This is a genomic window from Halorhabdus sp. BNX81, assembly GCF_029229925.1.
Lineage (GTDB): Archaea > Halobacteriota > Halobacteria > Halobacteriales > Haloarculaceae > Halorhabdus.
Genome location: NZ_CP107254.1, coordinates 1,275,155 through 1,295,825, shown reverse-complemented (window position 1 = coordinate 1,295,825; position 20,671 = coordinate 1,275,155). Strand labels below are relative to the sequence as shown.

The following is a 20,671-nucleotide window of genomic DNA, read 5'->3' as shown; positions in this document are numbered from 1 at the left end:
AAGGGTGTTGCGTTCGTCGGTCGCGGACCGGGATCAAAGCCGATGATTTCTACGTTTGCGATGGCGGTCACTGGAGTCGATCCCGCTGTGTGGCCAGAAACTCACGGACGCGTTCGATTGTCCCTTCCGGCACCGTTTGCTGTTGGAATTCGCCCTTGAACGAGTCGACGAACGACTCGTCCGTCAGTTGATCATCGATGGTACGCAGTTGCTTGGCGAGCGCGTCTGGATCCCCACGGTGAAGGTGCTTTTCGATCCGATCGAAGTCAGCGTCGTCAGCGGCTGCGACCACGTCACGGGCATCGGTAAATCGCCCGCTGTGGAGTTTGATCGCGAGAAGTAGTTCCCGTTCGGGGATCCGCGTGGTCACCGATTGCGTTCGTCCGACCGTGACGGATTGGGCGTGCTGGTCGAGATACCGATACGACCACTCGGCTTCTGTCTGTCGACAGCGGAGCGCATCCACCATCAGTTCGATGCTCACTGGATTGCCGACATCCTTCGAATACTGGATGAACTGGCCTTCGTAGATGCCATTCGTATCGTGCTCACTCGTCCGGTCGTAGTCTCGGACGCCGAGAAACGACTCGTAGTTTTCGACCGCTTCCACGGGGACGACGAGATCGACATCAGTGGAGAAGCGTTGATTGAACGCGGTGATGGCCCAGCCACCGACGAGAACGTACGGTAGGGACGCGCCGTTGATCGACTCAAGTGTCGTTAGTAATTCCTGTTCGCGAGCGGGTAGACTCATTGTGCTGGGGCGTAGCTGGGGCTATCCACGTCGATATCCACGTCGTACTCGTCGGCGACCATCTCCAACGCCGGCTCGAAGTTCCACCGGTACTCCCGCATATACTCGATCGTTTCCGACAAGGGAACGACGGGATCCCCCTCGACCCACTCGGGATCGATCGGATCCGTCGTCGGATACACGCTGTAATAGACGGATTGTTCGACATCCTCAACGACCGAGTCATCGCGTTCGCCAATCACGCACGGGATGTCGTACCGCTCGAAGAACGATTGCCACTGCCCGACATCGGCGTCGTGGACCTGGATGAAGACCGGGTAGGCGTCACCACCGCGAGCGATCTGATATCCGCCATGGGTCCAGACGTAGACGGCATCGATCTTTGTGAACGCGAAGTCCATCCCGGCGAAGTGTGGGATCACGTACGACTCCTCGACACCGGGCGACGTCTGTCGGGCGATCGAGGCCATCAACTCCGCATAGCCGTCCCGGACCTCTGGCGCAGTCACTCGAATCCCATCGGCGCGCTCGACGACATCGATCTCTTCCAACCGTTCGACCCAGGTGTAGACCCACGAATACGTGCCGTCGATCTTTTGAGCGATCCGGCGGATCGAATCACCCTCGCTCGCAGCCAAAACGATCTTCGCTGCGGTGGGATCGACGGAGTCCATCATTGGTTATCTCTATACAGATAACAAGGATAAATCTTCGCGTCCCGTGACGATCGTGTGTAGAGACAGATGGATCGAAGCGAACACCACTATGCCCCCTCCCACCGGTTGTATCAGAAGACTTCCTCTTCTAGTCACTCGTACCTCCCGATGTTCGCCGGCTACCAGGATTCGGCTGATTAGCGGGTAGAAACAGGGGATCTGCGTCAGGCCAGTTTCTCGATGTTCTGGCGGCTACGCCGCCAGAGCCGAGGAGTTGGCCTCAGGCCAACTCTTCGATGTTTGCGACGATCTCCTCGGCATACTCCTCGGTGCCGAGCTTCTCTGCGTCTTCGAGCTGTCGTTCGAGGTCGTAGGTGACCTTGCCCGACGAGATGGTCTCCTCGACGGCGTCACGGACGAGATCAGCGGCCTCGTCCCAGCCCATGTAATCGAACATGAGGCGGCCGGAGAGGATCATCGCGGTCGGGTTAGCCATGTTCTGGCCGGCGCGTTTCGGCGCGCTGCCGTGGACCGGCTCGGCAAGCACGCGTGCGTCACCGAAGTTCGCACCCGGCGCGATACCGAGCCCGCCGATCTGTGCGCCGGCGGCGTCGCTCAGGTAGTCGCCGTTGAGGTTCGGCATCGCGAGCACGTCGAACTCGTCGGTCCGGAGTTGCATCCACTGCAGCATCGCGTCGGCGAGGCGCTCCTCGACCATGACGGCGTCTTCCGGAATGTCGACCTCGTCCTGGGTCTCCCACAGCGAGTCCGGCGCGGCGAAGACCTCGTCGTCGGGGTACTCCTCCTCGGCGACTTCCATACCCCAGTCACCGAACTGCCCCTCGGTGAACTTCATGATGTTGCCCTTGTGAACGAGCGTGACCTTGTCGCGGTCGTGCTCGATGGCGTAGTCGATGGCCTTCCGGACGAGGCGCTTGGACCCGTATTCCGTGATCGGCTTGATGCCGATGCCGATCGGGCCGTCGTGCATCGTCTCGTCGAAACCCATCTCCTCTTCGACGAAGTCACGAACTTCCTCGACCTCGTCGGTGCCTTCCTCCCACTCGATGCCGGCGTAGACGTCCTCGGTGTTCTCCCGGAAGGTCACCATGTCCATCTCCTCGGGCGCTTTCATCGGCGAAGGGACGCCGTCGAGATAGTACGTCGGGCGGACGTTCGCGTAGAAATCCAGCGTCTGGCGGAGCGCGACGTTCAGACTCCGGAAGCCAGCGCCGACGGGCGTCGTCAGCGGCCCCTTGATCGAGACACGGAACTCGTCGATCGCGTTGACCGTATCGTCCGGGAGGTTCTCGTCGTAGCGCTCACGGCCGGACTCGCCGGCGTAGACCCGCATCCAGGCGATCTCGCGGCCGGTCGCCTCGGCGGCGGCGTTGAGCACCTTCTGAGCGGCGGGGCCGACGTCCTTGCCGATCCCGTCACCGTGGATGATCGGGATGATCGGGTTCTCGGGGATGTCCAGTTCGTCCGCGTCCTCGTCGATGACTTCGATGGGCTGTCCCTCGCTGGGGACAGAGACCTGGTCGTATCCGTCTGCCATGTTCCGACCCTCGCCCGTGGCTTACAAAGGCCTGCCGCTTTCCGCGAGAACCGCACTCCCGGCACGCCTTTCCGCGATTCCACTTCCGGCGGTGACTTCTCGGACGACGGGGACGTGCACTCGACTGACGGATATTCGAGCAGCACCGGCCGCGAACGACAGACGTTTTATCCGTGGCTGTCCGAACAGTGACACATGACTGACGACAGTGCTGCCCGGTCGACGCGCCGGGCATTTATCGGGGGGCTCGCAGTCGCAGGAACCGCCGGTCTAGCTGGCTGTGGCGGGTTGTTCGGGGGCCAGGCGAACGTCGAAGTGCCTGACGGCCCAGTTGCGAACGCACCGATCCCGAGCGATGCATCGGAGTACGTCTACGAGACGATGGGGACCAACGACGCGCCGGTGACCGCAACGTACGTCGCCAACTGGAAGTGCCCCCATTGTGCGGACTTTTCGACGGGATTTCTCGGGACGATCGTCGAGGAGTACGTCGAACCGGGTGCTCTCGCGATCGAGCATCGTGCGCTGGCGTACATCAATGGGAATCCCTGGATGGGTACGGACGCACCGCGGGCGGCGGAGGCCGGACTCGCGGTCTGGCACACAGATCCTGCGTCATACTGGCAGTATCACGAGTACGTCATGGCGAGCCAGGGAGACCCCCGGGAGACGTGGGCGACGACCGATCGTCTCGTGGGGTTCGCCGAGGACGTCGGCGTCAGCGATGTCGACGCGGTCCGGACTGCCATCGAAGACAGAACGTACAAGCAAAGAGTCCAGGCCACGGCGACAGCCGTGAGTCAGACAGGTATCAGTTCAACGCCCACACTGGTCATCGACGGCGAGGCAGTCAATGCACTCAACGAGTCGGCAGTTCGAACGACGCTCGACGAGAAAACGTCGAATGCCTGAACCAATGCAGGACGAACCCGAAGTCGTCATTCTCCGCCTCGGCCATCGACCAGGCCGCGACGAACGGATGACGACCCACGTCGGACTCACGGCACGGGCGCTCGGTGCCGACCGGATCATCCTCGAATCGGCAGCCGAAGGCCGACGTGAGACGATCGAGGACATCACCGACCGGTTCGGTGGCCCTTTCGAGGTCGAAGTCACTGACTCCCCGCTGGGCCGGCTTCGATCCTGGGAGGGATCGATCGTCCACCTCACGATGTACGGCCAGCCAGTCCAGCGCGTCGAGGACGAGATCAGGGCGAGCCACCGAAAAGAGCCGCTGCTGGTGGTCGTCGGGGCGGAGAAAGTATCCTTCGAGGTGTACGATCGGGCAGACTGGAACGTCGGCGTCACCAACCAGCCCCACTCCGAGATAGCGGCGCTCTCGGTCTTTCTCGATCGCCTGTTCGACGGGCGCGAACTCGACCGAGAATGGAAAGACGCCGACAAGCGCGTCGTTCCGAAGAAGACGGGCAAGCGAGTCGAAGAGGTCGAGTAGTGGAGTCCTCGGAGCATGAATCGAGTGCGGCTGGCCAGCCGCAGGATCTCGCGCCCATCGTTCGGAGAATTTAAACGAGTCACCGCCCGATGGGTACACAATGGCTTTTGAGGAATATCTCGAGGATCCCGTCATACAGAAGTACCTCCACGAACTCGTGGGACCGACGGGCATGCCGGTCGCGGCCGCACCGCCCGACGGCGAGGTCACGGACGAGGAACTCGCCGAGGAACTCGGTCTGGAACTCAACGACGTCCGCCGGGCGCTGTTCATTCTCTACGAGAACGACCTGGCGAGTTACCGCCGGCTCCGTGACGAGGATTCGGGGTGGTTGACGTATCTGTGGACGTTCGAATACGACAACATCCCCGAACAACTCGAATCGGAGATGCACGACCTCTTTGAAGGTCTCGAGGAACGGCGTGAGTACGAACTCGACCACGAGTTTTACCTGTGTGAGAACTGTGGCATTCGCTTCGAGTTCGCCGACGCGATGGACTACAGCTTCGAGTGTCCGGACTGTGGCTCCTCGCTCGAAGCGATGGAGAACACGGCACTTATCGACGCGATGAACGAACGGATCGACGAACTCGAAAGCGAACTCAACCTGGATATCGACACCTGATGGTCGTCCTCGCAACCAAATGCTACGTCGACGGCGATGCTCGCGACCGGGCGCTTGATTCACTGGGCTCGCTTCTCGACAACGACCTCGGCGAACTCGACGTCGAATACGACCTCGGGCTCCGCAACGACGATTTCCCGTCGGTGACGGTCACGGGACCGGACGCCGAAGTCGCCCGGAACCTCCTCCGGGAGGAATACGGCGAGATTACCCCCCATCTCGTCCCCGAGGAGACGTACGTCGGGACGCTCGAATCCTGGGACGACGACGGGTTCGTTCTCGATGCGGGTCGCCCCGTCCGGATTCCGGCCGACGAGATCGGACTGGGGCCGGGAACGCCCGAGCAGATTCGGACGCGCTTCGGGCTCGTCCAGCACCTCCCGCTCCGGTTCGTCTGCCTTGCCGATGGGGACGGTGAGACACCGCCGACGGCTCGACTTGCCGACGACGAGCGCGATCGGCTCTACGAGTGGACCCGCGGGATGGGTCGATTGAACGTCAATAGCGCGACCCGCGCGGAGGTTCGCGCGACGGTCAACCGCGCCGGCCACGCCGAGGACATCGTGACCGTCGAGCGCCTCGGCTTGCTCGAACAGAGTGTCGTCTGCCGTGAGGGAACGGATCCGCCCGGGCTGCTTGCCAGCGTGGGTGAGTATCTCCCCGCGGAACTGCTTGCAGTCGTGCCATGAAGGGTCGAACACGTCTTGTTTTCGGCCTCCTCGGACTGCTCGGCCTGCTCGCGCTAGCAGGCTGTCTCTCGCCAGTCAGCGACGCCGACCTCGCCGAGAACGCAACCTACGACTGGGACACCGACGCCAACGCCACTTACCGACTCTATGGAGGCAACTATACGGCGGTCATCGAGATTCGAAATCAGGACTCGCTGGAGCTATTCCTCGAAGACGGCCTCGGATCTAAAATGGCGATTCCGATTTCGGGACTCAAGTTCCAATACCCAAATGGCACGGTTGGGAATGACTCAGTCTACGAGGTCTCGACGGGCCAATCCGAAGTGGTCCTCGAACCACCCGTCGGGAACGGCACTGTCGCGTTCACCGCTGAGCGGTCCGGGCCGAACTTCCGTACCCGGACGCTCGTCGAGGGGTCACACGAGGTCGCGCTCCCGCCGAACAAACGTGTCGGGTTGCCGGTCGTCTCGCGAGTCGTTCCCGGTGGCTATGAAACCGAGCAGGTCGAGGACCGTGTCGTACTCCAGTGGGACTCACTTGACCGGAACACGATCTCCGTCAAGACCTATCTCGAACGGGACATCCTGCTGTTCGGCGGGCTTGTGGCGCTCGCGGTCGCGGTCGCGGTAATCGGGGTGCTCTACTACCGTCGGGAAATTGCCAAGCTCAGACGCGAGCGAACGGAGCTTGGTCTCGATGTCGAAGACGAGAGCGAGGACGACGATCCGCGGGACCGCGGGCCGCCGCCGGGCATGCGGTAGTGACTGTGATCGAACGTTCAGCCCGGTCTCGTACCCGATGTCCGGAAGCTGCCGGCTACGGGCGGGCGTCATCCCTTTATTCGCCGGGTGCCGAGACGCGATATGCGCGTGGCGCTGATCACCGTCGGTGACGAACTTCTCGCGGGGGATACCGTCAATACGAACGCCGCCTGGCTCGCCGAGCAGTTGACCGACCGTGGCGTCGACGTGGATCGAATCACGGTCGTGCCCGACCGGCGGGCGGACATCGCCGAGACTGTCGACGCGTATCGGACACAGTACGATGCCGTGCTGGTGACGGGCGGGATCGGGCCGACACACGACGACGTCACGATGGACGCCGTCGCCGAGGCGTTCGACGTTGCTCTCGTCGAGGATCAGGCCGCCCTTGACTGGCTCGCCGACCATCGGGATTACGCTCGCGAAGACCTCGCCGACGGGACGGCGGCGATCCCGGCCGGTGCCCGAATGATTCCCAACCACGAGGGGGTCGCACCGGGGTGTGTGCTCGCGAACGTCTACGTCCTCCCGGGCGTCCCGGAAGAGATGAAAGCCATGTTCGGCGTCGTAAACGCGGATTTTGCGGGTGAACAGCAACACGTCGAAGTCATCCACGTCGACGAACCCGAGAGTGCGCTGCTGGATCGGATTGAAACGCTCAGTGAGCGCTTTGACGTAACTGTCGGAAGCTATCCGGGCGAGACCGTCCGCATCAAGATCTCCAGTCCGGATCAAACGGCCGTCGAACGCGCGACTGCGTGGCTCCGCGACCGGGTTGAGCTCTCAGCCACAGAGTGACCGTTAGCGGGCGAGGTAGCGCCACCACGCCAGCGCAAGAACAACACTGCCCAGGCCGACGACCGCACCGGCGACGTTGATCACCGTCGTATCGACCCCCGACGAGAGCGGAGTGAACATATCCAACCGTAGCACCCCGCGGAACTTAAACCATCCCGCCGTTGCAGAACACGCCGGAACCACTCCCGGGTGGGAGTGAGACGGGTGGCGGGGATCGCTGGCGTCATCAACCCGGTCTTTTGAAGTGTCTCAATCGCCTATCGCTCGATAACGAATGAGCGAGGACTTCTATGACGTTCTGGGTGTCTCCCGCGATGCGAGCGAGGAGGAGATCCAGGAAGCCTACCGCGAGAAAGCACGCGAGTATCATCCGGACGTGAGCGACGATCCTGACGCCGAAGAGAAGTTCAAACAGGCAAAGAAGGCAAAGGAAGTCCTCACCGACGAGGAGAAACGCCAGGCCTACGACCGCATGGGCCACGACCGATTCGAGCAGGCGGAAAAACGTGGGGGCTTCGACGACCGCGGTGGACGGGGTGGTGCCGGCGGTCAACGTGGGGGCGATCCCTTCGGCGGTGGAGGCTTTGGCAGCGTCGAGGACATCTTCGATCAGTTCTTCGGCGGCGGGGGTGGCGGCGGCCGTCGTCGTGACCGCCCGCGACAGGGCCAGGATCTCAAGACACGCCTCTCGATCGGCCTCGACGAAGCCTACGAGGGCGTCGAAAAGCAGTTCACCGTCACGCGCCCGGAGACCTGTTCTGACTGTGGCGGCGAGGGCCATCCCCCTGATGCCGACTCCCGGACCTGCCCCGAGTGTGAGGGACGTGGACAGGTCACCCGCGTCCAGCGGACGCCGATGGGTCGCGTCCAGCAAACGACGACCTGTTCACGGTGTGATGGCGATGGGACACTCTACGAGGAGACGTGTTCGACGTGTCGGGGCGACGGTGTCGTGCGAAACGAGGCGACCCTCAGCGTCGACGTCCCCGCCGGTATCCGCGACGGCCAGTCGCTGCGGATGGAACGCGAAGGCGCACCCGGCGAACACGGCGGTCCCAACGGCGACCTCCTGATCGAAGTCGAGATCGCGGATCACGATGACTTCGAGCGCGACGGCGACGACCTCCACTACACCGCACCGATCACGTTCCCGCAGGCCGCGCTGGGCGATACGGTGGAGGTGCCGACCTTCGACGGGCCCGTCGAGGTCGACATCCCCGCCGGCACCCAGAGTGGGGAGACGTTCCGCCTGGAAGGCAAGGGCATGCCTCGGCTCCGCCGGCGTGGACAGGGGGACCTGCTGGTCACCGTCCAGGTCTACACGCCGGAATCGCTCAACGACGAGCAACGCGAGGCGCTCGAAGCGTTTGCGGAGGCAAGCGGCGAGGAGATCGACGTCGAACAGGGCTTTTTCGACCGGCTGAAGAGCTCGCTGTAGGGTGGGTCGGTCCCCCAGTTCAATCGACGACGCGCCAGAGATACAGCGAGGCGATCGAGCGATACGGCTGCCAGCGCTCGGCGCGGGCGACCATGGCGCTTCGCTCCATCTCGTCATCGAAAACCGTCTGCATCCCCTTCCGGATACCGAGATCCTCAACCGGAAACACGTCTTCACGGCCCAGCGCGAACATACAGAACATCTTCGCGGTCCACGGACCGATCCCGGAGATATCGGTGAGTTCGTCGATGACTGCCTCGTCCGACCGGCCATCGAACGATTCGCGTGAATAGTCGCGTTCGTCGAATGCAATTGCGATATTTTGGATGGTCTCTCCCTTCCGTTCAGAGACGCCCACGTCACGGAGTCCATCGATAGAAGCACTCCGCATTTCGGTCGGCGTCACGTCGAAGTGCTCGTAAAGGCGCTCTTCTATCGCGTCAGCGGCAGCGACTGCGAGTTGTTGCCGGACAACCGAAGTGACCAAACGCTCGAAGGGGTCTTCGGCCGGCTCGATCGAGAGTTCGCCGTGTTCGGCTATGAGCGGGGCCATCGCCGGATCGTCCCGCAGGACGTTGTGTGGTTCTCCCATGACCGATGGGGCCAAGCCGCCGGATAAAAATACGTCGATCAATCGTCGTCCCGGCAGGGGACGCGCGTCTCGACGGTCGTCCCGTCGTCGATGGGTTCAGCGGGCACGCCTGCGACGGTCGTCTCCGCGTCGACGTCCGACAGGACCGTCGCACCGGCACCGACAGTGGCGTTCTCGCCGATGGTGATGTCACCGATGAGGGAGGCACGGACGCCGATCTTCGCCCCGTCCTCGATGGTCGGGTGGCGCTTCTCCCGGCGCATGGAATTCCCACCGAGCGTGACGCCGTGATACATGAGAACGTCGTCGCCGATCACCGCGGTCTCGCCGATCACGACCCCCATGCCGTGGTCGATGAACAACCGCTCGCCGATCTCGGCTGCCGGGTGGATCTCGACCCCGGTCAAAAACCGTGCGAAATGGGAGATGATGCGCGCTGTCAGGTGGAAATCCCGCTCCCAGAGCGCGTGAGCGATCCGGTAGAGCCAGACTGCATGAAGCCCGGAGTAGGTCAACAGCACTTCCGCTGTGCCTTCGGCCGCCGGGTCCTTCGCCTTGGCCGTTCGTACGTCGTCGAGTAGTTGCTGTAGCATGCGTATCAAAGGGTGGACGGGCTGGGATCTCGGACAGCCCGGGCCGCGGACGCGACGACCGTCCAAGGGGAACAAGCCACGGTTACCAACCCTAGTAGACCCACGGGCTTAAATCTATCAGATCGGTTGGGGGTGCTGCCGGTTTCGGGCCTCCCCAAACCGGAGTCCGTCGCAAAGGATCCCGACGGCACCCGAACCGCAACGTCAATCCGATATGATTCATGATCTATAACCAAATTTAACTGTCCGTCAGTCCTACGGCTGAGTGACAGATGATCGATGAAATCGACACGATCGCGGTACTCGGTGCGGGGACGATGGGCCACGGGATCGCCGAGGTCGCCGCGCTCGCCGGATATGGAGTCCGGTTGCGTGACATCAACGAGGAACTTGTCCGGGACGGATACGAACAGATCGACTGGAGCCTCGAGAAGATGGCCGATCGGGAGTACATCACCGAAACGGAGGCCGAGGCCGCCCGCGACCGGATCGACCCGGTCGTCCCGGTCGAGGACGCGGTCACTGACGCGGACATCGTGATCGAGGCCGTCCCCGAAGACATGGATATCAAGGCGGATGTCTACGGCGAGGTCGACGAGTACGCACCGGATCAGGCCATCTACGCGACGAACACCTCCAGCCTCTCGATCACTGACCTCTCGGAGCTGACCGATCGGCCGGCACAGTTCTGCGGGATGCACTTTTTCAACCCGCCAGTTCGAATGGATCTGGTCGAGGTCATTCGCGGGGCCCACACTGACGACGGGACCCTGGAAACGGTCGATGCACTCGCCGAAGATCTCGGGAAGACACCGGTCCGCGTCCGTAAGGACAGTCCGGGATTCATCGTCAACCGGATCCTCATTCCGATGCTCAACGAGGCCGCCTGGCTGGTCGACGATGGGGTAGCGACGATCGAGGAAGTCGACGCGACCGCGACCGAAAACCTCGGACTGCCGATGGGGGCCTTCGAGTTGAGCGATCAGATCGGCAACGACGTCACGCTACATATCCTCGAATACCTCCAGGATGTCGTGGGCGACGCGTACGAACCCGCACCCATGCTGGAACAGGCAGTCGACGACGACCGACTCGGTCGCAAGACCGACGTCGGGTTCTACGACTACGACGACGGCGGTGCCGACTACGAGGACGCTGCCGCCCGCGAGGATATCGAACACCGTCTCCTCGCAGTGATGGCCAACGAGACGGCCACGCTCCTCGACGATGACGTCGCGACGACTGACGCCATCGACCAGGCGATGGGGCTCGGCGCTGGCTTCCCGGAAGGGCCAGTCGCGCTGGCCGAGCAAGCCGGCCTGGAGACGCTCGCCGACGTGCTCGACAGCGCTCACCAGGAAACGGGAGCCGAGCGGTACGTCGCTGCCGAATCCCTTCGCCAGGCCGCCGAGGCCGGGAGGTTCGACGCATGAGCGACGCCGACTACGAGACGCTTCAGGTCGATATCGCGGACAGGATCGGGCGGGTCACGATCGATCGGCCCGAACGGATGAACGCGATCAGCCCGACGCTCCTCGATGAATTGGCTGACGCGATCGGCGTGCTCGAATCGAACGACGACGTCCGGGTAGTCGTCCTCGCTGGCGCGGGCGATAGAGCGTTCTCGGCGGGCGCGGACCTCTCGGTGATCACCGAGGGCAACGCCGTCGACGTGGCGGAGATCTCCCGGAAAGGCCAGGAAACCTTCGCTACCGTCAAGGAATGCTCGATGCCGGTCATCGCGGCGATCGACGGCTTCTGTTTGGGTGGCGGCATGGAACTGGCGACCCACGCCGACCTCCGGATCGCGACCGAGGACGCTCGCTTTGGCCAGACCGAGCACAACCTCGGATTGATGCCGGGCTGGGGCGGTACCCAGCGCCTCCAGCGGATCGTCGGCGAGGGGCGGGCGAAGGAGATCATCTTCACGGCCGAGCACTTCGACGCGGAAACAATGGCCGACTACGGCTTTCTCAACGAGATACGCCCCGAGGACCCGTTCGACGACCGCGTCGACGAACTTGCGACCGACCTCGCAGCGGGCCCGCCGATCGCCCAGGAATTGACGAAACGCGCGATGCACAAAGGCCAGGACGACATCGATGCGGGGTTGGAGATCGAATCACGGGCCTTCGGGTTGTTGCGGGACACTGACGACCTGCTGGAGGGGATCGACGCCTTCCAGGCGGACCGCGATCCGGCATTCACCGGCGAGTGATCGGCCCCCGGTCGTTTGGTTCCGTGTCGTCGGTCAAGGGTGGGAGTGAACCCGACTCGCTGTTGTGGTGTGTCTTCGGGGACGTGGAGGATGTTGCCAATGTTTATTATTCGACCCGAGACAGGTTAATACATGACCGTTGTCAGCGTCTCGATGCCGGAGGAATTGCTCGAACGCATCGACGAGTTCGCATCCGAACACGGATACACTGGTCGCAGCGAGATCATGCGCGAGGCCGCGCGGAATCTGATGGGCGAGTTCGAAGACCAGCGCCTGGAGGGGCGTGCCCTGATCGCACTGGTGACTGTCCTGTTCAACTACGAGACGACCAGTGTCGAGCAACGCCTGATGTCGTTGCGCCATCGCTACGATTCGCTCGTCACGGCAAACGTCCACAGCCACGTCGGCGACGCCTACTGCATGGAAGTGTTCATCTTGGAAGGACACTTATCGGACATCTCTGACTTCGTCGGTCAGGTCCGTGCGACCCAGGACACGTTGACGGTCGACTATTCGGTCACGCCCGTCGACAGCATTGAAACCGTGATCGGGTCGGCCTGAGTGACGACCGATTTTGGGTGGGGGTATCCAGCGATCAATACTCCCAGAGACGGTCGATCCGATCGCTGATTTCGGGGTGGGTCTCCCGGAGTGCGTCCGGATCTGTCTCGCCGTTTACGTTGATGACGTGAACTTCCCCACGCCGCCCGTCGTAGCGATCCTGAAAGTCGTACACGACGCCGACGACATCGACGTCCGCCGGGACATCGGGGCTGTCACGGAGGAACGCGACCTGGCGGTCGACGTTGTACTCGACGAGGTGGTCGATCGCGGCCGCGCGGTCCAGGGTATCAGGGAGCGCCTCGACACCGGCCTGAAGCAGCGGTTCGAGCAACCCGACTGAGTGATCGATACCCGGCGGTTCGGAGAGTCCGCCAGTCAGCGCGTCGTAGGTTGCGGTGACCGCACCACAGCCGGTGTGGCCCACCACGACGGCGGTTTCTGTCCCGGTGTGTACGATCGGATAGAGCACGTCACCCGAAACGACGGACTCGCCATCAGCGTGCTGAACGACGCGGTTGCCGATGTTGCTGACAGTGAAAATCGTTCCTGGCTCGTCGTTGTTCCACACGTGATCAGCAAGGACACGTGAGTCCGAACAGGTGACGGTAACTGCTGGTGGCCGTTGGCCGTCTTGAAGGGTATCAAACCGGTCGTCGAAGGCGACAGCGTGTTCAGTGTTGCCGGCAAGCATGGCGGCGACGACATCGCGCATGTGCGATCAAAACCGTGCCGCCGGTTTAGTGGTTGAGATTTCCCGATCGGGAGGGGCTGCGGGGAGACAGTCGTCGGTCACCGGTATCGCGGCGCTCGCAACGCCGAGTCCGATCGAGCAAGCGAGGGAATTCGGTTGCCCGTCCGGGTAACGTACAAAGGTAAGTGTCTCGCTCGTGGATGCACTGATATGGCTGACGAACCGATCGACGACGTGGACAAGGCGATCCTGTACGCCCTCCAGGAGGACGCCCGGAACATGTCTTCGGGGGACATCGCGGAGCGAACCGGGACCGCCGACAGCACCGTCCGAAAGCGCATCCAGCGCCTCGAATCCGAGGCCGTGATCAAGGATTACAGCGCGCGCGTCGATTACCAGAAATCGGGCTATCCGCTCCGAATGTTGCTCTACTGCACCGCGTCGATCCCCGAACGCGGCGAACTCATCCCGGAGATCCTGGCCATCGACGGCGTCGTCTCCGTCCAGGAGCTCGTCACCGGCGAGCAGAACTTACTCGTTACCGTCGTCGGCGAATCCGACAGCGACATCACGCCCGTCGCCCAGGAACTGCTGGACATGGGACTCACGGTCGCCGACGAGGTACTGGTCCGGACCCACGAAACGACTCCATTTGGCCGGTTCGACCCTGATACGTCGACCGCAGACGACTCCTGAGCGACGTCTTCGACGTTCTCGGCGTCCACCCCTCGTCCCCTGCCCCGAATACGTCGCGCTAGTTGTCCGCCGTCAGTGGATCCCTCCGGAGCGTACGCCATAAACATAATGTTCTATTATACGGTATGACACGAACAGATTGTGACTATAATAAGATTTAACACCCAATCTGTTCTCGTATGGGTGTAGATGCGACCGTATCCGGACAGTGGCTGCGTTTAGTCGCCGAGAGCGGTCGTGAGGAACCAACGATGGCAGGACGCACTTCGAAACCGACGGTCGGAGCGCTCCCGGACGCGACGGCGAAGACAGCCATCGCGTCCGTCGTATTGACGTGGCTCGCGTGGTCGTTGTTCGCCGCGAGCGTCGCCGCCCTCCTCGGACGAATCCGATTCGGACTGACGTGGGAGATCCCGGGAGTGGTCGCGGTCGACGGGTTGACCGTCCTGCTGTGGGTGGTCGTGACGTTCTTCAGCGGGATCGTCCACAGTTACTCGCGTCGCTACATGGCGGGCAGCGCCCACGAAACGTCATTTTTCGCCGCCGTGTTCGGATTCACGGTGATCGTGATGGCGCTGGTCGCCGTCGACCACCTTGCGCTGTTCTGGGTGCTCTGGCTCGCGATGGGGCTCGTTATGGCAGCCCTCGTCGGAACCGTCGAGGACTGGACACAGGCACAGGCGGCCGCGACCGTCGCCCGCCGGTACTTCCTCGGGAGTAGCGCGCTCCTCGGAATCGGGCTCGCGACGCTGTGGTGGGCGACAGGTGCGGAGACCGTCTCGGGCGTCGCCGCGGCTGCCGAGGGACTGGCCGGTCCTGTGTGGCTGGTCGGGGCCGGGGCACTCGTCCTGGCGGCGATGATCCAGTCCGCCCTGCTCCCGTTTCACACCTGGCTACTGGCCTCGATGACTGCGCCCACGCCGGCCTCGGCGCTGATGCACGCCGGGTTCGTCAACGCCGGCGGCATCCTGTTGACTCGATTCGCGCCGGTCGTCACCGTCGAGCAGACGTTCATGCTCGCGATCGTCGTTCTCGGTGCGGTCAGCGCGCTCGGCGGGAAGTTCCTCAAGACCGTCCAGCCGGACGTCAAGAGCAGGCTGGCCTGTTCGACGGTCGGACAGATGGGTTTCATGATCATGCAGGCCGGCCTGGGGTTCTTCGGGGCCGCGATCACCCACCTCGTCCTCCACGGGTTCTACAAGGCCCATCACTTCCTGAGTGCGGGCGCGGAAGTCGAACAGACGGCTCCGGGCGGCGAGTCACGCGACCTGGGCGTCGTCGGATTCGGCGTCACGCTCCTGACTGGGGTCGCCGGGGGCGCGGTGTTCGCGCTGCTGACGGGCAAGGGCCTCCATTTCGACAGCGGACTCGTGCTCGCGTTGATCGTGGTCCTCACGACGCTGCAGGCGGCCCGAGCCGTGGTCGTCCGGACGTCGCTGCCGGCGACAGTCCGCTACGGCGCGGTTCCAGTCGTCTTCCTCCCGGCAATCACCGGCTACGCGCTCGTCTACTCGGCCGTCTCGACGCTCCTCGACGACCTGCCGGTCCTCGCGGCACCGACTGAATTGACCGTCGTCCACGGCGTCGTCGTCGCCGGATTCCTCCTCGCGTACGCTGGCGTGGAGTCGGGTGTCTACGAGCGCAGCCAGCGTCTCTACGTCGCGCTCGTGAACGCGAGTCAGCCGCCGACCGACACCCTCCTGACCGACAGAGGTGACTACAATGAGCAGTGATACCACGATCGAAGACAGCATCGACAAGGCCGCGAGTACCGTGGGTAGCGCGTGGCCGATCCACTCGTTCGTGACGGCCAACCCCCTCTCGGGATTCGAGGACATGCCGTTCGAGGAAGCCGTCCGACAGGCACGCGATCTGCTGGGTGGGCGCGGGTACCCGTCCCCGGAGACGTTCCGGTCGGCGCTCGCAGACGGGCGGATCGACCGCGAGGTCCTCGCCGCCGAACTCGCGGCGCGGGGCTACGACGCCGAGCCCGAAACGCTGCTTGCACAGCTGGACGTCGACGCCGAGTCGGACACGGTCGAGACGGATCGAGACCGCGTCGATCACGTCTTGACGAAGTGGCTGTCGGCGTTTCTCGATACGGGACAGGCGACGTGGTCGATGCCCAACCGCGAGGACGGGTTCTACGCCGCCTTCCGTCAGATGGCCGACCACGACGGACAGATCCCCGAGCGCGGCGTCGTTACCGATCTTCCATCGGACCCGGTCGAAACTATCGAGACTGTCATGGAGTCGTCGCCGGAGAGCCAGTGGGTGCCGATCCTCGAGGAACAACTGGCTGCCCTGCCCGGCTGGACCGGCTTCATCAAGCAACGTGCCAGGGACGGGAGCGCCTGGCAGTCGAAAGCGCCGATCACGCTGACCGGCTATCTGGCGGCCCGTTTCGCGCTGCTTGAGGCGTTCGACGTCGACATCCACCCCCAGAACTCGGCCACTACGAGGACCGAGACGGCTACGGACATCGCCCCGGCGTTCCTGACCGCGTGGGAGCGCAGCTACCGGAACGAGCTCCTCGACAGTGTCGCCGCCGAAAGCGAGTCCCTCGCGGAATCCGAACCCGCGGGTCGCCCGGACGCCCAACTGGTGTTCTGTATCGACACGCGGTCGGAGTTGATCCGCCGCCACGTCGAGGCGGCCGGCGACTACGAGACCCACGGTTACGCCGGCTTCTTCGGCGTCCCGATGGAGTATCAGGCTTACGACGCCGAGGTGTCGGTCGATGCCGTTCCGCCCATCGTCGATCCGGAACACCGGATCACCGAGATGCCGACCGGCGAGGACGCCAGAACGAGTCACGACCGCTGGTCGGCGATCCGCGAAGCTGCCGGTGAGGCGATCGAAACGTTGACAGCGAACCCGGCGACGGCCTTCGGGTTCGTCGAGCAGTCGGGCGGCGGCTATGGGCTGGCGCTCGCAGCACGGACGCTGCTTCCTCGTCGCCTTCAGGGGCTGTTCGACGCCGCGGATGACGTAGGTCCTGACGCTCACGAGTTCAGCGAGCCACTCCTCGACCACCAGCACACCTACGCCGGCGACCTCCCGGTCGGATTGACTCACGAGGAGCAAGTCGAATACGCCGAGACCGCCTTTGAGTTGATGGGTATCGAAGAGTTCGGCCGCCTCGTCGTCTTCGTCGGCCACGCGAGCGAGACGACGAACAACCCCTTCGATTCGAGCCTGGACTGTGGGGCCTGTGCCGGCAATCCCGGTGGCCCGAACGCGCGCGTCCTCGCAGCCATCTGTAACGATTCCGCGGTCAGGACGGCCCTGGCCGACCGCGGTATCGACATCCCAGGCGACACCGTCTTCCTCGCCGGCGAACACAACACCACGACTGACGAGGTCGAACTCTTCGACGACGGGGTCCCCGAGACCCACACCGCGGACCTCGAAAAGCTCCGTGCGGACCTCTCGGTGGCTCGGGAGAACGCCGCTTCCGAACGCGCCGCGGCGATGGGGACAGACGACTCGGCTGGCGTCCGGGAGATCGAACGCCGCGCTGGCGACTGGGCCGAGACGCGCCCGGAGTGGGGGCTGGCCGGTAACGCCGGGTTCGTGATCGGGCCCCGCGAGTTGACGAGCGACCTCGACCTCGACGGACGCGCGTTCTTACACTCCTATGACTACACGACCGACCCCGACGGTGACGCGCTTGCGGCGATCTTCACGGGCCCGCTGGTCGTCACACAGTGGATCAACGCCCAGTACTACTTCTCGACGGTCGATACCGCTGTCTACGGCAGTGGGTCGAAGATTACACAGAATCCGGTCGGTAACGTCGGCGTCTACCAGGGCAACGGCGGTGACCTGCTGACCGGGCTCCCGTTGCAATCGCTGAAAGCGAGCGTCGACCAGCCCTACCACCAGCCGTTGCGGCTCTCGGTCGCCGTTCACGCGCCCGTCGAGCGTGTCACCGACGTGCTGGCCAACAACCCGGCGGTGACCGAACTGCTCGACAACGACTGGCTCTCGCTGTCAGTCGTCGATCCCACGCAGGACCATCGCCGCTTCCACTACGAGGCGAACCTCGAGTGGCGCGCGGTCTCGGACCATGCCGAACCGACTCCCGAGACACCCAACGCGCCTGCTGTCGCGGACGATTGAGACGGTCCGTGCGTCGCCACTGGCGCCGGTCGGGCCACGCCATTCAATACCACCGCCGACCAAGCCGACGACGTGAGCGACGATGTACCGACACGGTACGACAGACTCGATCGACACCCGGTCGACGGGTCCAGAAACTCGTTGCGCCACTGGATCCGGACCCGGAATCCGCTCTGGATGCTCGTCGTGCCGGCGATCATCTGGGCGCTCGGACTGGTGCCAAGCGTCCGGCTGAAAAACGTCGTCTTGCGGTTGCTCGGGGCGTCCGTCGGCGAGGGGGTCGCGCTGGCGTTCGGCGCGACGCCCGACATGCTCTGGCCCGATCTCCTGGAAATTGAGGACGACGCCATCGTGGGGTACGACGCGACACTCTTGACCCACGAGTATCTCCAGGACGAATATCGGACGGGGGAGGTCGTGATCGGCGAGCGAGCCATGATCGGGGCCGGTGCGATTGTCCTCCCCGGAGTCCATATCGGTGCTGACGCCCAAGTGGCGGCCAACTCGCTGGTCACCGAAGACGTTCCCTCGGGGGCGACTGTCGCGGGTGTCCCGGCGGAGGTTCTCACTCGACAAAACGATGGGGACTCGGCGGGCGATGATCCGTCAGCGGAATCGGGTGACGCCTGATTCGAAGACACGCTGATTGGGAACGATAAACTCGGCGTCGTCGTTCTCGATGTGGGTGACAAAGATGTCGATCTCCTGAACGACGCCCCGTCGATCCCCGATTTCGACTTCGTCGCCGATACAGTACGGTTCCGAGAGCAGGAGATAGAAGCCTGCCGCACCCGCTGCGAGCAGATGTTTGAAGGCCAGTCCGCACAGGAAAAGCACGCCGAAGACGTAGACGCCCAACAGCACGAGCAACGCCGTCGTCGCGACGCCGAGTTGCCCCAATGCGACCAAGGCGGCTACGTAGAAGATACTGTACTTGACGGCGGGCGCGAGCACGGAAACTTGTGGGAGCTTGATACTCCGCAGCCGTTCACTGACGGCCAACGACGCCTTGTCACCTAAAATAAGTCCGACGATGATCGCGAGCGCAGCGATGAACAACTGCGAAAGATACGCGCTGAATTCGGTCCAGAACTGGGAGGGATAGTTGACCTGGGCCGTCTGGACTGCGATGAAGATCGCCAGCGCATAGACGAAGATCGCGGCGAGTTGGGCGACAAGTCCGACCGTGGAAAACCCGACATTCTGGAGCGTTCGCTCGAAAAACGTCCCTTCGACGGCCTCGGGAACCCCAGCCTGTTCGAGAATCGAACGCGTCATGCGCCAGACAAGATAGCTCAGGACCGCGCCGATAAACAGGACGATGATGGCGACGACGACCGCGGTCTCCTCTGAAAACAGGGTCCGCAGGACATCGGGGATGGCCACCATCAGTATTCCTCCGGATCGAGTTCGAGAATCAGCTCACCGCCTTTGAATGCCCGTACCAGCCCGTCACTTTCGCTGAGCACGATCGCCGTCGCGTTCGTGTCACGCGTGACCGCGCCCGCGGCCATGTGGCGGGCCCCGAGTCCTTTCGGAATGTCGACGCCCTCGGCAGAGGGTTCGAGATAGCGGTAGGCGGAGACGATCTTCCCGGAGTCGGAGATCACGAACGCGCCGTCGAGACGCGAGAACTCCTTGAGCATCACGTTCACGATCGGATCACCGACGTGGACGTGGGATTTCTCGAAGGGGTTGTAGCTCAGCGGGCGGGACTTGTTCATCACCTTGCCGGCGTCGCCGACGACGAACAGCGCGCCGACAGGCTTGCCCTTCTGGCCTTTCTTCCCGAGCTCGACGGCGACCTCCAGCACGTTCCGGATGACGCCCGGTTCGGCCCGGGAATTGACGAACAGATCGTAAACGCCGGATTCCGTGAACTCGCCGGCGCGGACACGGATGGCGGTGTCAAGCTCGTCGGCGTAGGTCCGCCCGAGACAGAGAATGTCGTCGGTCTCGACGACGTAGTCCTTTTCGAGTGCGCCTTCGACGCCGAACCGGATTCGGTCACCGATCGCCGTGAAATCCAGCGGCAACTCGACGAACCGTTCCGCACCAGGGCCGTTGTCCGCCCCAACGACGACGACCGTCTGCTCGTCGGAAAATTCCTCGTAGAGGCTATCACTCGGCGCAAACAGAAAGACGGCGTCGATATCCGCCGTCAACCGTCCCAGCACATCGTCGATCTGACTCATTGTCCTATTTTCGATCGGACACGAAAAAAGGGTTGCGGGCGCTCGAGGACTCGTGTGCAAGAACGGACGACCCGAAGTGGCGACACCGCTGAAACCCCTCGGCTGTTCCGATCCCGGACTCGCCCGTTGGGTACGTCCGGACCCAGGTGAGTCGTCCGGGAGAGTGGTGCGCTGGATGGCCCTTTCTGCAAACTGCCATGAATACATAGACAATTATTAAGTACAAACGACTGGAACGATTAGCCTGAGCAGGCCGATGATCGAC

Annotated in this window: 20 protein-coding genes and 1 pseudogene; 13 read left to right on the top strand and 8 right to left on the bottom strand. The window is 63.3% G+C overall.

The window, feature by feature from the left end; all coding sequences use genetic code 11:
- Window positions 1–67: 67 nt before the first annotated feature.
- The 3 genes from HBNXHr_RS06460 to icd all read right to left on the bottom strand — a co-directional run bounded on the left by HBNXHr_RS06460 (window position 68) and on the right by icd (window position 2,968).
- Window positions 68–754, bottom strand: coding sequence for a hypothetical protein (locus HBNXHr_RS06460; protein WP_275883596.1), 687 nt, complete (start codon window positions 752–754; stop codon window positions 68–70).
- On the bottom strand, window positions 751–1,431 hold the full coding sequence (locus HBNXHr_RS06455) for a helix-turn-helix domain-containing protein (protein ID WP_275883595.1): 681 nt from the start codon (window positions 1,429–1,431) through the stop codon (window positions 751–753). Before HBNXHr_RS06455 ends, HBNXHr_RS06460 begins: the two co-directional genes overlap by 4 nt.
- Before the next feature lie 259 nt (window positions 1,432–1,690).
- Window positions 1,691–2,968, bottom strand: a complete 1,278-nt coding sequence (icd, locus tag HBNXHr_RS06450) for an NADP-dependent isocitrate dehydrogenase (protein WP_275883594.1) — start codon at window positions 2,966–2,968, stop codon at window positions 1,691–1,693.
- Window positions 2,969–3,163: 195 nt separating this feature from the next.
- On the opposite strand from icd, the gene HBNXHr_RS06445 reads away from it, so the two are divergent.
- The 7 genes from HBNXHr_RS06445 (at window position 3,164) to dnaJ (ending at window position 8,732) form a co-directional block, all read left to right on the top strand.
- On the top strand, window positions 3,164–3,880 hold the full coding sequence (locus HBNXHr_RS06445; protein ID WP_275883593.1) for a thioredoxin domain-containing protein: 717 nt from the start codon (window positions 3,164–3,166) through the stop codon (window positions 3,878–3,880).
- A gap of 4 nt (window positions 3,881–3,884) precedes the next feature.
- Window positions 3,885–4,421 (top strand): tRNA (cytidine(56)-2'-O)-methyltransferase, encoded by a 537-nt coding sequence (locus HBNXHr_RS06440; RefSeq protein WP_275883698.1) that lies wholly within the window; start codon window positions 3,885–3,887, stop codon window positions 4,419–4,421.
- A gap of 100 nt (window positions 4,422–4,521) precedes the next feature.
- Entirely contained in the window at window positions 4,522–5,046 is a 525-nt protein-coding gene (gene tfe, locus HBNXHr_RS06435) for a transcription factor E (RefSeq protein ID WP_275740543.1), read from the top strand.
- Window positions 5,046–5,735 carry a DUF2110 family protein gene (locus HBNXHr_RS06430; RefSeq protein ID WP_275883592.1) on the top strand — a complete coding sequence of 230 codons (690 nt, stop codon included), beginning with the start codon at window positions 5,046–5,048 and terminating at the stop codon, window positions 5,733–5,735. The genes tfe and HBNXHr_RS06430 overlap by 1 nt, the downstream gene beginning before the upstream one ends.
- On the top strand, window positions 5,732–6,496 hold the full coding sequence (locus HBNXHr_RS06425) for a DUF5803 family protein (RefSeq protein WP_275883591.1): 765 nt from the start codon (window positions 5,732–5,734) through the stop codon (window positions 6,494–6,496). Before HBNXHr_RS06430 ends, HBNXHr_RS06425 begins: the two co-directional genes overlap by 4 nt.
- Before the next feature lie 102 nt (window positions 6,497–6,598).
- Entirely contained in the window at window positions 6,599–7,294 is a 696-nt protein-coding gene (locus tag HBNXHr_RS06420) for a molybdopterin-binding protein (protein WP_275740537.1), read from the top strand.
- Between the two features lie 274 nt (window positions 7,295–7,568).
- The gene (gene dnaJ / locus HBNXHr_RS06415) at window positions 7,569–8,732 is read left to right on the top strand and encodes a molecular chaperone DnaJ (protein WP_275883590.1); all 1,164 of its coding nucleotides are present in this window, start codon (window positions 7,569–7,571) and stop codon (window positions 8,730–8,732) included.
- A gap of 19 nt (window positions 8,733–8,751) precedes the next feature.
- Here the strand turns inward: dnaJ and HBNXHr_RS06410 are convergent, their stop codons facing one another.
- On the bottom strand, window positions 8,752–9,324 hold the full coding sequence (locus HBNXHr_RS06410) for a DNA-3-methyladenine glycosylase 2 family protein (protein WP_275883589.1): 573 nt from the start codon (window positions 9,322–9,324) through the stop codon (window positions 8,752–8,754).
- A 38-nt stretch (window positions 9,325–9,362) separates the two neighbouring features.
- Complete coding sequence (gene cysE, locus HBNXHr_RS06405) at window positions 9,363–9,917, bottom strand: serine O-acetyltransferase (protein WP_275740532.1); 555 nt, start codon at window positions 9,915–9,917, stop codon at window positions 9,363–9,365.
- Between the two features lie 272 nt (window positions 9,918–10,189).
- On the opposite strand from cysE, the pseudogene HBNXHr_RS06400 reads away from it, so the two are divergent.
- Window positions 10,190–12,135 (top strand): annotated as a pseudogene (locus HBNXHr_RS06400) (3-hydroxyacyl-CoA dehydrogenase NAD-binding domain-containing protein).
- Window positions 12,136–12,267: 132 nt separating this feature from the next.
- Window positions 12,268–12,696: a CopG family ribbon-helix-helix protein gene (locus tag HBNXHr_RS06395; RefSeq protein WP_275740530.1), complete on the top strand. Its 429-nt coding sequence runs from the start codon at window positions 12,268–12,270 to the stop codon at window positions 12,694–12,696.
- Window positions 12,697–12,730: 34 nt separating this feature from the next.
- On the opposite strand, the gene HBNXHr_RS06390 is transcribed toward HBNXHr_RS06395, so the two are convergent.
- Complete coding sequence (locus HBNXHr_RS06390) at window positions 12,731–13,411, bottom strand: carbonic anhydrase (protein ID WP_275883588.1); 681 nt, start codon at window positions 13,409–13,411, stop codon at window positions 12,731–12,733.
- 189 nt (window positions 13,412–13,600) lie between these two features.
- Between HBNXHr_RS06390 and HBNXHr_RS06385 the strand changes: the two genes are divergently transcribed.
- From HBNXHr_RS06385 to HBNXHr_RS06370, 4 genes are all read left to right on the top strand, one after another.
- Window positions 13,601–14,086, top strand: coding sequence for an AsnC family transcriptional regulator (locus HBNXHr_RS06385; protein WP_275740526.1), 486 nt, complete (start codon window positions 13,601–13,603; stop codon window positions 14,084–14,086).
- 251 nt (window positions 14,087–14,337) lie between these two features.
- The gene (locus HBNXHr_RS06380; protein ID WP_275883587.1) at window positions 14,338–15,819 is read left to right on the top strand and encodes a proton-conducting transporter membrane subunit; all 1,482 of its coding nucleotides are present in this window, start codon (window positions 14,338–14,340) and stop codon (window positions 15,817–15,819) included.
- Window positions 15,809–18,211, top strand: coding sequence for a DUF2309 domain-containing protein (locus HBNXHr_RS06375; protein ID WP_275883586.1), 2,403 nt, complete (start codon window positions 15,809–15,811; stop codon window positions 18,209–18,211). The genes HBNXHr_RS06380 and HBNXHr_RS06375 overlap by 11 nt, the downstream gene beginning before the upstream one ends.
- A gap of 72 nt (window positions 18,212–18,283) precedes the next feature.
- Window positions 18,284–18,841 (top strand): acyltransferase, encoded by a 558-nt coding sequence (locus HBNXHr_RS06370; protein WP_275740520.1) that lies wholly within the window; start codon window positions 18,284–18,286, stop codon window positions 18,839–18,841.
- On the opposite strand, the gene HBNXHr_RS06365 is transcribed toward HBNXHr_RS06370, so the two are convergent.
- Together HBNXHr_RS06365 and dacZ are read right to left on the bottom strand one after the other, a co-directional pair.
- On the bottom strand, window positions 18,818–19,600 hold the full coding sequence (locus HBNXHr_RS06365) for a mechanosensitive ion channel domain-containing protein (protein WP_275883585.1): 783 nt from the start codon (window positions 19,598–19,600) through the stop codon (window positions 18,818–18,820). The genes HBNXHr_RS06370 and HBNXHr_RS06365 overlap by 24 nt on opposite strands.
- Window positions 19,600–20,406, bottom strand: coding sequence for a diadenylate cyclase DacZ (gene dacZ / locus HBNXHr_RS06360; protein ID WP_275740516.1), 807 nt, complete (start codon window positions 20,404–20,406; stop codon window positions 19,600–19,602). Before dacZ ends, HBNXHr_RS06365 begins: the two co-directional genes overlap by 1 nt.
- Window positions 20,407–20,671 lie beyond the last annotated feature (265 nt).